The 12,531-nt window shown below is 31.6% G+C and carries 15 protein-coding genes, 1 tRNA gene and 1 pseudogene; 3 read left to right on the top strand and 14 right to left on the bottom strand.

Going from position 1 to position 12,531, the window contains the following annotated elements; translation table 11 throughout:
• Positions 1 to 82: 82 nt before the first annotated feature.
• The 3 genes from DRF58_RS16535 to DRF58_RS16525 are packed head-to-tail and all read right to left on the bottom strand — an operon-like array spanning position 83 to position 961.
• Positions 83 to 274: a hypothetical protein gene (locus DRF58_RS16535; RefSeq protein ID WP_116036992.1), complete on the bottom strand. Its 192-nt coding sequence runs from the start codon at positions 272 to 274 to the stop codon at positions 83 to 85.
• Positions 275 to 276: 2 nt separating this feature from the next.
• The gene (locus DRF58_RS16530; protein ID WP_116036990.1) at positions 277 to 507 is read right to left on the bottom strand and encodes a hypothetical protein; all 231 of its coding nucleotides are present in this window, start codon (positions 505 to 507) and stop codon (positions 277 to 279) included.
• A complete protein-coding gene (locus DRF58_RS16525; protein ID WP_123902437.1) occupies positions 488 to 961 on the bottom strand; it encodes a hypothetical protein in 474 nt (157 codons plus the stop codon). Before DRF58_RS16525 ends, DRF58_RS16530 begins: the two co-directional genes overlap by 20 nt.
• Positions 962 to 1,041: 80 nt before the next feature.
• Between DRF58_RS16525 and DRF58_RS16520 the strand changes: the two genes are divergently transcribed.
• On the top strand, positions 1,042 to 1,278 hold the full coding sequence (locus DRF58_RS16520; protein ID WP_116036986.1) for a helix-turn-helix domain-containing protein: 237 nt from the start codon (positions 1,042 to 1,044) through the stop codon (positions 1,276 to 1,278).
• A gap of 289 nt (positions 1,279 to 1,567) precedes the next feature.
• Here the strand turns inward: DRF58_RS16520 and DRF58_RS16515 are convergent, their stop codons facing one another.
• From DRF58_RS16515 to DRF58_RS16500, 4 genes are all read right to left on the bottom strand, one after another.
• Positions 1,568 to 1,942: a hypothetical protein gene (locus DRF58_RS16515; RefSeq protein WP_116036985.1), complete on the bottom strand. Its 375-nt coding sequence runs from the start codon at positions 1,940 to 1,942 to the stop codon at positions 1,568 to 1,570.
• A 268-nt stretch (positions 1,943 to 2,210) separates the two neighbouring features.
• Entirely contained in the window at positions 2,211 to 2,462 is a 252-nt protein-coding gene (locus DRF58_RS16510) for a hypothetical protein (protein WP_116036983.1), read from the bottom strand.
• A 77-nt stretch (positions 2,463 to 2,539) separates the two neighbouring features.
• Positions 2,540 to 3,727, bottom strand: a complete 1,188-nt coding sequence (locus tag DRF58_RS16505) for a DUF3871 family protein (protein ID WP_116036982.1) — start codon at positions 3,725 to 3,727, stop codon at positions 2,540 to 2,542.
• Positions 3,705 to 4,607: an AAA family ATPase gene (locus tag DRF58_RS16500; RefSeq protein ID WP_116036980.1), complete on the bottom strand. Its 903-nt coding sequence runs from the start codon at positions 4,605 to 4,607 to the stop codon at positions 3,705 to 3,707. The genes DRF58_RS16505 and DRF58_RS16500 overlap by 23 nt, the downstream gene beginning before the upstream one ends.
• Positions 4,608 to 4,705: 98 nt before the next feature.
• On the opposite strand from DRF58_RS16500, the gene DRF58_RS16495 reads away from it, so the two are divergent.
• Positions 4,706 to 6,142 (top strand): hypothetical protein, encoded by a 1,437-nt coding sequence (locus DRF58_RS16495; protein WP_116036978.1) that lies wholly within the window; start codon positions 4,706 to 4,708, stop codon positions 6,140 to 6,142.
• Positions 6,143 to 6,154: 12 nt separating this feature from the next.
• On the opposite strand, the gene DRF58_RS16490 is transcribed toward DRF58_RS16495, so the two are convergent.
• Both DRF58_RS16490 and DRF58_RS16485 read right to left on the bottom strand, forming a co-directional pair.
• A complete protein-coding gene (locus tag DRF58_RS16490) occupies positions 6,155 to 7,363 on the bottom strand; it encodes a site-specific integrase (RefSeq protein WP_116036977.1) in 1,209 nt (402 codons plus the stop codon).
• A 180-nt stretch (positions 7,364 to 7,543) separates the two neighbouring features.
• Positions 7,544 to 7,617: transfer RNA gene (locus tag DRF58_RS16485), tRNA-Asn, on the bottom strand.
• A gap of 445 nt (positions 7,618 to 8,062) precedes the next feature.
• Between DRF58_RS16485 and DRF58_RS16480 the strand changes: the two genes are divergently transcribed.
• The gene (locus DRF58_RS16480) at positions 8,063 to 9,274 is read left to right on the top strand and encodes a site-specific integrase (protein ID WP_116036975.1); all 1,212 of its coding nucleotides are present in this window, start codon (positions 8,063 to 8,065) and stop codon (positions 9,272 to 9,274) included.
• Between the two features lie 36 nt (positions 9,275 to 9,310).
• On the opposite strand, the gene DRF58_RS16475 is transcribed toward DRF58_RS16480, so the two are convergent.
• The 5 genes and pseudogenes from DRF58_RS16475 to DRF58_RS16455 form a co-directional block, all read right to left on the bottom strand.
• Entirely contained in the window at positions 9,311 to 10,234 is a 924-nt protein-coding gene (locus tag DRF58_RS16475) for a nucleotidyl transferase AbiEii/AbiGii toxin family protein (RefSeq protein ID WP_245955539.1), read from the bottom strand.
• Positions 10,235 to 10,313: 79 nt separating this feature from the next.
• Positions 10,314 to 10,924 (bottom strand): annotated as a pseudogene (locus DRF58_RS16470) (DUF6088 family protein).
• A gap of 149 nt (positions 10,925 to 11,073) precedes the next feature.
• Entirely contained in the window at positions 11,074 to 11,637 is a 564-nt protein-coding gene (locus tag DRF58_RS16465) for a hypothetical protein (RefSeq protein WP_116036973.1), read from the bottom strand.
• A 7-nt stretch (positions 11,638 to 11,644) separates the two neighbouring features.
• Entirely contained in the window at positions 11,645 to 12,241 is a 597-nt protein-coding gene (locus tag DRF58_RS16460) for a hypothetical protein (RefSeq protein ID WP_157966747.1), read from the bottom strand.
• 6 nt (positions 12,242 to 12,247) lie between these two features.
• Positions 12,248 to 12,472: a hypothetical protein gene (locus tag DRF58_RS16455; RefSeq protein ID WP_116036970.1), complete on the bottom strand. Its 225-nt coding sequence runs from the start codon at positions 12,470 to 12,472 to the stop codon at positions 12,248 to 12,250.
• Positions 12,473 to 12,531 lie beyond the last annotated feature (59 nt).

Genomic DNA, 12,531 nt, shown 5'->3' with positions numbered 1-12,531 from the left:
GGTTTTAAATGTTGGATCATAGATTTTTCTCTCTCGTTTCATAGGTTAAAAATAAGGTTTTATGCTTAACTTTAACTGGACGCTAAATTACTACATCCAATGTTTCATAATATGGTTTTTTTAATTTTAAAATAGTTTTGCTTTTTTGTTCTTTGTAGCTATTACTTAAATAGTAAAGCGCAGATATATTTTTTTTATCATTAGAGAACAGTAGCAAAACAATTCCAACAAAAATTCCAGCAAAAGAAATTATTATTACAAAATCTAAACTCATAATTATTCAAACTTTTCATTAGGATGGTTTTCATAATAAATTGTCTCTGCTTCAACTGAATTCACTTCATCTTCAGACATTATTTTTTTTATTTCAATTTTTTTTTGAAGTTCTTTTGTCTTACTCTTAGACAGTGTTCCTGTTAATAGATTATATATAAGAAACATCAAACTTGAAACAATAATTAGAACAGCTATCTTATGATTTTCTAATTCAAACTTCTGTGTTTCCATCTTTTTTGGTGTATTTGTGAATACTAGTTAAATATATAGTTGGAAGTAACAAAAACAAAAAAATAGTAATTATTATACCAACATTTTTAGAAAGGAATGAAATTAAAAAAGTAATAAATATTATAATCCAACAAAATACATAGCTAAAAATAAATTTTTGTTTGTAGTTTTCATTTTCAACATATTTTTTAAATTTCTTATGAATTCCTGCAAATTGTAGTGGGATAATTATTATGATTATTAAAGCAATCAGACTCCCAATTATTACCCCAAATATCCCTCCTGCTTTTTCTGATATCTCATTTTGGAATAGCTGTTTGTCTATTCCATCAATCATTGTAGGAACAGAAGAGAAAATAAAGCTTAATATAAATAAGACTAAGAAAATGTAAGAAACAATGGTTAAAGTGTTTCCTAATAAGTTTAATTTTTTTGAAATAGAGATTTTATTCATAATTATTAATTTATATTGCCATATATGGCATTAAGTTAAACAAATATAATCAACAACTTTGACTTGTCAAATAAGTCAAGTTGGAAAAACAAGAAATATTAATATCTGTTGGAAGTAAGATTAGGGAGATAAGACAAGAAAAAGGTCTTTCTCAGCTTGATTTAGTGGGTAAGATGGATGGAAATATAGATGTAACAAATATTTCTAGAATAGAAAAAGGGAGAACTAATCTAACAGTTTATACATTATGCAGGATAGCTTCAGCATTAGAAGTACATCCAAAAGAATTTCTTGATGTTCAGATAAAAGAATTATAAAAGGCTATATATTATAATATCTTCAGATTTTTGAGTACCTGAATAAAATCCCCAAACCCCAATCCCTTTACTCCTTTGTGCACTTAAGATTCCCAATAATGAAATTGGAAACTAATTACAATTGCCTTTGATTTCATAAGGAATAGTGACAAGAAAAGTGATTTCTAGTAAATAGTAAATCAAGGATTTTGTCACAGTATTTGTAATTAACTATATAATAACAATACAAAATTTGTGATAAAAAACCACCTCTGCCCCATAGGGCAGGTGGCTTTTTAAATTATAGAAGCTATCCTAGTTGTAAATGTCCTTCAGGAATTTCTGCTGTAAAATCACTAGAATCTACATCAATAATTCTTAGTTTACCTACATAACTAGAAGCCTGTAGAGTTTCAATGGCTGACAATTCTTTAGAAATAGTCCTAAAACTAAATTGTCTACCAAACATAGGATCTTCCTCTAATTCCTCTCCCTGAAATAAATATACACTACCAGCTTCCAAATTCATATTAGAGGCATAAGTACCACTTATGACTGTTCTGCTAGGTATTTCTCCTGCAATACCAACTAGGATTACAGGCATTAAACCATTCTTGTCAGATGTTGCTTTTTCAGATCTTAGCATCTCTACTTTTGCCAAAAATCCTGTAAAATGTTTTTTCATAATAAAATTGTTTTGAGTTAATACTCAAGATAGGTAAGAGATGAGAAGGAGATGGGGTGTGAGATGAGGTAAGAATAATAGGTAAGGGTACAGTATGAGATAGTACAGGTTAATAAGATAAGGTGCTGCAGTAGAAATTATATTTATTTCTGCCTTGAAAACTAAAGTACATTAAGTTGTGGGGTGGGGGAGTTTTGGATTTGAAAGTTGGCATAGGTCAAATCTAAGAGGATTTATATTTGCTTATGATTTTAAAATTTTATAAAAATTATTTCTCTTTGTAAAACTCCAAATAATAGTATTTTGCTTTCTTTAGGAGAATATCCAATTTATCTAAAGTAGAGAAATCTTCTATATCTTCAAAAATAGAATGTTCATAAGCTAGAAACTCTGCCATATGATCAAAAATCTGTTTTGCTGGATCTAAACCATCTGAAACATTAAACTTTAGATTGCTGTCCTCCAAAATATATTCAATAATTATTTTGTTTTCTTCATTAAGATTAATTTTATCATCCATTCATTAAAGATATAGAATTAACATATATGACAGATTAGTTTTGTAAAAAAACCACCCCACAATAGCAGGGTGGAAGATTAACTCAAAAACCAATGATAATTTTCATTACCATTGAGAGTTTTTTGAAGTCCTTTTGAAAACTCAAAGGCATTCAAATTCCTATCTAGGAAAGTATCTATATAAGAGGATTTATTAGCTTGTGTAAATAGATTATACACATTCCATAAGTTAATGCTACCATCTTCCTTTCTACAGAAGTTCTTATCTTCATAATAATCTTTAGCCATTGTATTAATGTGGCTATCATTAAAATTGAGTATAGGGATAGCTTGTCTTTCACTCTTAGGTAAGTGCTGATATAATCTACTTCTACCAATAAGCTGTGCAAATTGATGATCAGATAAAAAATCATATGTAAGTTCCTTCATTTCCATTAGATGATTCTCTGCATTGTAATTCTGCATTGTTTTCAGAGCTTTATTATATAACTCTTGTGTACTTGCCACTCTCATCTCTTCAACAAATCCATCTGTAGATATGCAGAGATTGCAGCACACTTTATTTTGAAATCCAATGAAAATTTTAAACTTTTCAAATGACTTTTTGTTGTAAAGATTCTCTAAGTTGTAACTTCTTACCCCACCTACTGTCAGAGATAACTCATTACCATTTATTACATCTGTGATACTAGGTATTCTAATGATAAAAGCCATTCTTTCATAATAAATGGTTTTTTGATTTTCCAAAAGATCCTTTACATTTAGATGTATTGCATCAGGAGTTCTGCCTTTAATCTGATGAGATACCCTTATCTCAGGTATGTCAATACTTTGATGAGGAAATGCACTTTGAATAGCATTTAGAATAACATCTATAAACTCCTGATGTGCTATAGTTTTCTCATTATCCTTACTAAAAACAGGAATTATACAATCATTCTTTAGGTGATGTAATTCCACTTCTGTTGTATTTGCAATAATAAAAGGACTTGGCAGATATTCTACATCAGTACTTGTATTTTTATTAGCTACTGAGAAGTCTTCCTTTCTACCCAAAGCAAAAGGCTGCATTATATTATTAATTCCAAACTCTGAATTCAAAACTTGATTATCATCCATTCTTGATAATAATTTGGCACCTCCAAAACTATTATTACCACTAAATGGCTTCTTTTCATTTATACTCTGTAATTTCAGATAATTATAATCTTGGGAAATACCTTTCTCTATTATGTTAGTAGAATTATTGAAATTTGGTGTGTCCATTTTTGTTGAAATTATTTGGATTGTTAATATTCATTAGATTTGTTTTTCTAGCTTCAAAATCAGGTTTTAAGCTATTGTGGAACTGAGGATATGATTTATATAGATCTAGTAGTTCAGCAATAGAATTACACATCTGAATATGTTCATACACTTCTTTTTCAGATAAAATTATTACTGTACTTTGGATGGTGTTCTGAATCTGGTTAGTCTTACCTTGATTACACCAATTAAGAATTACTTTGCCTGTATTTTCAGAAATAATAAATTCAGGTTTTCCCATAAATAAGCCAGTTCTATCTTTACTGGATACAACAAAGTGCTTTATATCCACATCAAAAACTAAAGTAAACTCATAGTCTAATCCATCTCTTTGAACAGATTTCAAACCTACTTTTTCTGGAATAAATTTACCATCCTTCTGATTTAAAACATAGTCTTGTTTAGTTCTCATTGTGGCAATGATATGTGCATTGCATTGGAGAATCTTATCCATAAATAGCTTCTCAAGAGGCTTAATCTTAGCCCAATTAGTAAAGCTATTTCCTGCTAATGAGCTATGATAGTCCAGAAGATAATCCCAGCAATGAGATATAGAATCTAGAATAATTACCTCCATCCCTGCTTTTTCACAAATGTTGATGGCATCAACATATTGCTGAGGTGTAAATGGAGGTTTTAGAGATATTACATTATAATCTCCTAAGTGTGCATATAAATCTGCACTACCATTTTCTGTGTCAATAATAGCAACTTTTGTGAAGTTTCCATTACTTAATCCAGTGGCAAGAAGTAAACTTGAATAAGTTTTACCACTTCCTGCACATCCTTGCAAACCAATTTTAATTTTGGCTTGTTTTCTTTCTGATTGTCTTAATTGCATAATTTTTGTGGTTTAAAAAAAGTTATTTGTTAGTATTTGTTTTGAGTAGGGCACTTGAGTTTGAATAACTCAATTTTGCATTTATTGCATAAGTTGTAGTGACAACTCACTATACAGTTGGAGACACATCTAATCATTCCAACAATGCAAATAACAGTAGCCAAGCTCAGGATGTGGAGCTTAATAGCATAGGCTACAAGAGGAGAAGTTCATTGACTTTGTATGTTCCAAAGAAAATTGACATTGATAAAGTTTTATCTGAATTCCCACCTGACTTTAAGTTTGATAGGGACAAATTTGTTTATATACTTCATTTAATTACTGCCATTCCACATACAAATAGTGATGTTTTGGAGGAGAATAGAGGATTTACACCTATTAATAAGGAATTATTACAGAGGAGGATTCATAATTACAAAAAGTATATTGACTATCTGGCAGAAAGAAAAATTGTCTTAGTGGACAAATACTATATACCTGACAAAAAGTCTGGGGGACTAAAGTTTTCAAAAGATTATATTTCTGAAGTAGTTCCTGTTGAAATATCAAAATGGACTCTGATTAAGAGCATATTGTACTTAAGCCAGAATAAAGAAATTGAAATAACAGAAGGTTTGCTATTTTTAAAAAAATGGTTGGAAGATGATAAGCTGGAAATTAGTTTTCAAGCAGGTAAAGAGGAATTGGAAAGAATTGCAACAAAAGAGGTAGAAGAAGGACTGAGTAATATACCAGAGAGGTTTAATTCTAGATTAGTTCCATTATTGGATTTAATTTCTGATTATAAATCTTTTGGAGTAGATACAACAGGTTTTAGATTGCATACAGCCCTTACAAGACTCAAAAAAGAGTTGAGGAAGCATATTAGATATGATGGAAAAACTCTTGTTTCTATTGATATTGTAAATTCTCAACCATTTCTCACTTTACCTCTTTATGATGTTGCAAGATTTAAAAAGAATAATATTTTATCAAAAATAAATAATCCTCTTTATTTCCCAGATTCTGATATGTCTGCCAAATTATTGCAGACTATTAAAAAAGTCAGTAATCAGGAAGATGTTACAACTTTTATAAAATGTGTTAGCGGTGGTAATTTTTATGAAGAGTTTGGAAAAATTCTCCAAAATGATGGTATACTGGAAGCTGGAGATATTCAAAACATAAGGAAAGAAGTTAAAGAGATTACTTTTGAATCTATTTTTAGTCCTAATACATCAATAGCATATAGTGATGGTGTAAAGATCTTTAAAAAAACATTTCCAAATGTTTATGAGATTTTTCAATCTATAAAAAAGGGTAGAGGAAATCATCCTGCATTTTCAATTATGTTGCAAAGGCTTGAGTCAGAGTTAGTTTTGGAAAAGACCTGTAAGATAATTAACAGATTGAACCCAAATATACCATTATTTACAATACATGATTCAATTGCAACAACAGAGGAGCATACAGCTTTTGTTCAGGATATTTTGACAAAAGTCTTTGCAAAGTACATTGGAGTTTCTCCTAAATTAAAATTAGAGAGGTGGGAATAACCACCTCTCTTTCTATTTTAGCTTGCTTTTCAACTTAGTAAGTTGCTCACTCAGCTTTTCAGGCATCAATTCTGCATAATACTCTTGAGTAGTAGATATATTTGAATGTCCTAGTAGCTTAGAAACTACTTCTATTGGAATATCATTATTAAGAAGTACTGTAGATGCAAAAGTTTTCCTTGCTGTGTGATGGGTTAGATTCTTTGATATTTCTAGAGTAGAAGCTATTTCCTTTAGTAGTCTATTAAAAGATTGATTGCTTATTCTTGGTAGAACAAAAGGATTGTCAGAACTATATTTACTAATCACTTTTAAAGCTTTTGGTAAGATAAGTGGTACGGAGAAATTTCTTTCTGTCTTTTCTCTTTTCTGATATATCCAAGTTATACCATCAGGTTTAGTTATCAAATCATCTTTCCTTAGTTCAAACATTTCCCTGTAAGCTAATCCTGTGTAACAGCAGAAAATATAGCAATCCTTTACTCTGTTTAAAGAGTCAGATTGGAATATGTGATTTTCCAGTTTATCCAACTCTTCTTGAGTAAGAAATATAATCTTACTGTACACCTTCTTTGGACTGTGTTCTTCAAAAGGGTTCTTATCTAAATAACCACTGGTTACTGATTGCTTGATTACCTTCTTTAATCTCTGTAAGGATTTGTTAATAGTGATTTGTTTATGCTTTAATTCTGTCTTGCAGTAATATTCAAACTCAGAAATAAAGTTGAAATCTAAATCCTTTAGCTTGACATCAGGCTTATTGTAATGAGATTTTATAAACTCAGAAACATCTTCTTTGATGTAGTTGAACTTATTCCAAGTTCCTTGTTTTATTTCTATCCCTACAAGCTTTTTAAGCCTATCTAGGTAGATTTGATAGTATTCTAATAGTCTATATTCTCTTAAAAGAGTTTCTCCTTTGTATTCAATGTAAATATCATTTGCATCAAATGGTTCTTCTTTGACTTGTAGAAATAAAAAAGCCTGATTAATCTTATTCTTAATCAGGCTGAGTTGCTTGTTTGTATAGTTGTTCTCTTCATTAGCTGGTTTAGTAAGCTGTTTGTTACTATCCCAATTTTTAGGGTTGATGAAGATTCCTGTAGAGAATGGTTTTCTTTGTTTATCTAATGTTATTCTACATTCTATAGGACAAAGACCTCTACTATTAATCTTGTTCCTTCTCAAAAGGAATAGTATTGATAGTTTCATTGTATTAATAGGGGTTTTGAATGGGTAACCTGAAAAATAAAATGGGTAACCTAAAAGGTAACCTCAAATTCTCAGAATGGTTGGAAAAATGGAAAATTTTAAGAATTACAGAAATCCCCTAAAACCAAGACAAACCCAATACACAAAGTCTATAAAAACAGAAAACCATCACATTTCTGTGATGGTTTGCTCCTCTTGCTGGGCTCGAACCAGCGACCCTCTGATTAACAGTCAGATGCTCTAACCAACTGAGCTAAAGAGGAATTTTCCTTTGTTTTTTGGTGGTGCAAATATATGATTTTTTATATTAGTTCCAAGAGTATTTTTAATTTGTATTTCTTTTTTAGAAAAATTATCACAATAGGCTTATTAAATCAAGCCTAAAACTTGGGGAGAGTACATAAAAAAACCACTAGACTAGTCTAGTGGTTTGCTCCTCTTGCTGGGCTCGAACCAGCGACCCTCTGATTAACAGTCGGTTTTATTGTGTTTTATTATAATTTGCTTAATCTTTATTATGCTTTATTTTCTTTGATTATCAATTGTTTACAAATATTTTTCTTGTACAGTATTTTATAATATTTTACTTTTGGAGGGCAAATGTTCGTGAAATGTTCGTGAAATGTTCGTGAAAAAATTTTTGTAAAACACGATAAACAGGAACATCTGAAAAAAATGTTCGTGAAAAACGATAAAAATTGACACAAAATGGTAAGTTACACCTTTACACTTGCTCCAAAAGCGAATAAAACAGGGGAGAGAAGTATCATAATTTCATTTATAAAAGACCGCAAAAACACAAGTCTTTCAATCGGGAAAACTTGCAAGGAGAAGGACTGGAGTTTTGACGCTTGTCGTCTGAAAACTTCGCATCCCAATCACGCTAACCTCAACAAATTTATTGAGCGCAGAATTAAGATCATTGACGAGATTATCGACGATTTCGATAAAAATGGAATCTACTTCACGCTTCCTGATCTTATCAATAAACTAAAGACGAGCAGCGGACAAAGCATTTCCTTAACCTATACGAGTTTCCACGAAGATTTGATTAGAAATCTTTTGGCATCGGATAAAACCGGAACAGCGAAAGTGGAAAAAGATACTCTGAATGCGCTGCAACGGTTCTTTGGCAAAAAAGACATTAGCTTTAATGAATTGGATTATTCTAACTTGAAAAAATTTGAAGCCTATTGCATTTCTCGCGGGAATAGGGAGTCCAGTATCGCGATTAGAATGCGGACTTTGCGTTCGGTTTTTAATCAAGCCATTAGAAACCAAGTAATTACGGAAAAACAATATCCTTTTAGGCATTATAAAATTTCAAAACTGAAGGAAAGTGGGAAAAAGGAGTATCTGAATGAAGAAGAAATAGAAAAACTCAAGAAATATGAGCCAAAAGACGAAAAACTTTCTTTTGCAAAAGATATGTTTTTGTTCAGTTATTATGCAAGAGGAATCAACTTTTTGGATTTGATTAAGTTGGAAAAAAAATTCTTGAATATTGATTGTATTGATTATATCCGCAGTAAAACAGGCGTTCCGGTGAGTTTTAAAATCAATGATTACGCTCGGAATATCATGGAAAAATACAAATCCGAAGACAGTTCAAAGTTCATTTTCAACATAATGAATACCGAAAAGCCAACGCAGATTTACCTAAAAAACAGATCCAAAAAAGTGCTGACCTATTATGTGAATATGCAGTTAAAAGAAATAATGAAAGAACTGCAAATCAAGAAGAATATCTCTTATTACTGCGCCCGTCACTCGTTTGCCACAGTTTTGAAGTTCAATAATATTTCAATTGAGACTATTCGCGAAGCACTTGGGCAAAAAGATATAAAATCTACAATGTCTTATTTAAACAGTCTTCCGGATAATAAATTGGATAAGATTATTGACGAGGTTTTGAAGTAATAGTATTTGTTTAATATTTTAGCAAAACCTTTTCCCTTAAATCATTTCCCAATTGAGGCTGTTGATTTTATCTTTCAGTCTTTTAAGAGTTTCAATTATTTCAGAAAAAGTTGGTCTGTTTTCGCCATAAACCATTTCTTCTCGCATTTTGGCATAATCTTTTTCCCATAATTCAATGATATTTTCTGGTGGAATAGGGTTTATTGTGGCTGGCCTGTGCAGGCTATAGTCGATACCGGAGATTTTGGCAAACTCCATTCTGTGCTTTACAATGGTTTCATAGAGTTCCTTATTCTGTAGGGCACTTTCTGCATATTCTGTTTTTGAAAGAGCATATAGATCGTACAAATGGCGGCTGAGCCGATCTACCCTTATTTTTTCAGCGGTTTTCTGAAACTCTTCATGCAGAAGGAAAATTTTTTCTAAAAAAGTCCTTTCCGGATTAACGGATGGTTTTTCTTCGCTTTTTTCCGAAAAACTCTGCTCTGGATATTCATCATCAACCATCGCGGAAATTTTTTTCATCGTAAATGGCTCAATCAATGAACGGCACCCGACTTCTATTTGAACTCTCGGCTTCAGATATTCCGTAACTACAATTATATTTGGATAAAAAATATTGATAATACGAGGATCCTGATCGGAATCCTGGGTTTCGGCCAACGAGAAAGTGACATTTTCCAAGCCTTTCTCTTTAAATTTTTCCTGTAATTCTAAATAAAAAACCTCGCTGATATATTGGCCGGAAGCCTTCCTTAATTTGGTTTTCTTGTTTTTAGTCAAACTTCCTTCGAAGCCAAGAAACTCTCTTTCGATGGCCAAATCAATGTCTTCGGAAAACCTTTCTATGAGGTTCCACGCCTTGCTCAGCGAGGTGCCACCTTTGAAAACCAAATGCTCGGCTACATCCAATTCAAAAACCGCTTTCAAAGTTTGCGATACCCACCAGTCTTTTTCCACGGCAAACGGTGTTATTCCTCTTTTTTCGGCAACTTGTGTAAAAGCAAGGACCCTCGTTTATTTGGGAAGGGCTAAAAATTTATTTGTCATTATTTTTATTTATGGCGTTCCGCATTATTATCCTAATCCATTCTGGCGCAAGGCGAATGTCGTGTTCCAAGCGGTATGGATTTTCCTTTTTAAGTTTTTCTATAACTAAATCCTTTTCCTGTTGAGTGACATTGTCCTTCCCGATTTCTTTCAAAGCTTGGATTACAAGTCCGCTTATTTCACCAATCGCAGCGAGGTTTTTCGGGCTTGTTTTTTTGAATTTTATTTTTCTTTTGCCGAGATCAACTGTTCGTGCAGAACCGTCTGTAAGATACACCAAATTGAGGGGAATCTGGGTGGAGAGTCCTAGTGCATTGAGCGCCAGAATTCCCGTTGGAATAATGCGCGCCTTGTCTCTTTTGCGAATTACCTCTGCAATCTGTTCGGCAGAAGGCTGAATATTTCCCAAAACTGGATCCGTTTGTAAAACAGCGTAAATCCCCTCGCAACACGGGAAATACCGCCGTTATTGACCAATCTTTCCAATGCTTTTGCAACTGCTCTGGCATTGCCGAAAGCAAGAAAGTCTTCAATAAAAAACAGCGTACCCCTCTTCGCTTTTTTTATTTTTACAAGTATTTTATCATCAATGCTTTGCATATGCAATTTACGGTTATTTTGTCGCAAATTTAGAAAATATTTGCGACGAAAAAGAAGATTCGCTTCTCAAATAATTAGAGAAATCGGACGAATAAAGATTGAAAATAGTCTTTCTAGAACCTGGAATAAAAAATAAATTATTAAAACACTTAATTAAACACAACCTCGGTTTTATAAAAGAAAGTCTTTGTTGTTTCGAAACCTTCTGCCCTTTTCATAAGATAATAATCCAATTTTTCGATGCTTGCGCTGGCTACTTTAATAATCTTCATAAAGTCAGAAAGTTCCATTATATTGAGATAACAGTTATATTGTGAAATTAATTCAAAAATTGAAATGTTCAAATCTTCCCATTCCCCAAATGAGGGTAATTCTGAAACTAAAATAATACATTGTGGTACTAACCCTTTGTTAATCTCAATTTTCAGATTTGATTTAGAGTCAAATACCGATATTTCATTTGATACACTTCTCAAAGCTCCGGCAAGTTGATTAACCGCCTTTAATATTTGCTTTTTAATATTATCCTGTTGTTTGGAAATGGATTTATCAAAAGACTTTTGAGAAGATAAAACCTTGGATTCAATATAAAATGTTCCCAATTCATAATGGGCAAAAATATCGGTGAGTTCCTTTTTTCTGCCTGAAGAATTAAAATAAGGATTGAGAAAAATATTATTGGTTCTAAATATAGATTCTAAGGGTACGAACACTTTTTTTTCAAGTTGATCTCCCTAAATAATGAGTGGTAATATTTTGATCAGTAATAAAAGCAGATTGTATCGCAACTCCATTGGAGACATTTATTTCTATTCTCTGAAAATCTTGATAGTTTTTGGCGTCAAAATCCAATTTCATTTGATCTAAAACTTTCTTCCAATTATCATTGCTATATTCAGTATCAATGTTTTGCCATTGAATTTCAACGGTATTCTCACTTAGGGTAGGATTGCTTGATAAAACGGGAACCCCCAATTCATCATAAAAGTCCAATAAAATTGAATTCCCTCTTTTCAATATTAATTTAAGTGCATCTATTTCAAGCAGAAAATTACTGGATTGAGTTACAATCAAGGGATTATCAATATGGTCATAAATGAATAATCCAATAACAGGGTATGTTTTTTCTGAAACAAAATACTGCCCTACTAACATTTCTAATTTACATCCTTGGTTGATGGCTCTAATAATATGATTAGGCAACTTAATAATAAACTTCTCTAAACCATTGTCATAAAACCAGATTCCCACTTCTTCATCATTAAGGCGGGAAGAAATAAAATCATCCAATGTTTCATATTTATTATTAAAATCCAAAATCTATTAATCCAGTTTTTTTAAGTATTTGAATTTTACAAAACTTGCAACTATATCGACTTCTGGAAATAAAGTAGCTTGGTTGAAACCAAAGCTTTCCAGTTGTTGTAATATTTGAGTTTTAGACTTTTTATCGATAATAATTCGTTGATCTGAATCACTTCCTCTTTCAATCCATTTTTTGTTAAATTTAACCTGAGTTCGGGATAAGAAATGAAATAAAATTTGCAATGAAAAGTAATAATTCGTATATTTAAGTTTCTGAAATTCAAATATTTAACGAATTATTA

Origin of the sequence: Epilithonimonas hispanica, assembly GCF_003385395.1 — a bacterium.
Classification (GTDB): domain Bacteria; phylum Bacteroidota; class Bacteroidia; order Flavobacteriales; family Weeksellaceae; genus Epilithonimonas; species Epilithonimonas hispanica.
This window is presented reverse-complemented; position numbering and strand designations above follow the sequence as displayed.

Coding starts and splice junctions, on each gene's coding strand:
- DRF58_RS16535 (WP_116036992.1), bottom strand. CDS start 274: ATGAGTTTAGATTTTGTAATAATAATTTCTTTTGCTGGAATTTTTGTT.
- DRF58_RS16530 (WP_116036990.1), bottom strand. CDS start 507: ATGGAAACACAGAAGTTTGAATTAGAAAATCATAAGATAGCTGTTCTA.
- DRF58_RS16525 (WP_123902437.1), bottom strand. CDS start 961: ATGAATAAAATCTCTATTTCAAAAAAATTAAACTTATTAGGAAACACT.
- DRF58_RS16515 (WP_116036985.1), bottom strand. CDS start 1,942: ATGAAAAAACATTTTACAGGATTTTTGGCAAAAGTAGAGATGCTAAGA.
- DRF58_RS16510 (WP_116036983.1), bottom strand. CDS start 2,462: ATGGATGATAAAATTAATCTTAATGAAGAAAACAAAATAATTATTGAA.
- DRF58_RS16505 (WP_116036982.1), bottom strand. CDS start 3,727: ATGGACACACCAAATTTCAATAATTCTACTAACATAATAGAGAAAGGT.
- DRF58_RS16500 (WP_116036980.1), bottom strand. CDS start 4,607: ATGCAATTAAGACAATCAGAAAGAAAACAAGCCAAAATTAAAATTGGT.
- DRF58_RS16480 (WP_116036975.1), top strand. CDS start 8,063: ATGGTAAGTTACACCTTTACACTTGCTCCAAAAGCGAATAAAACAGGG.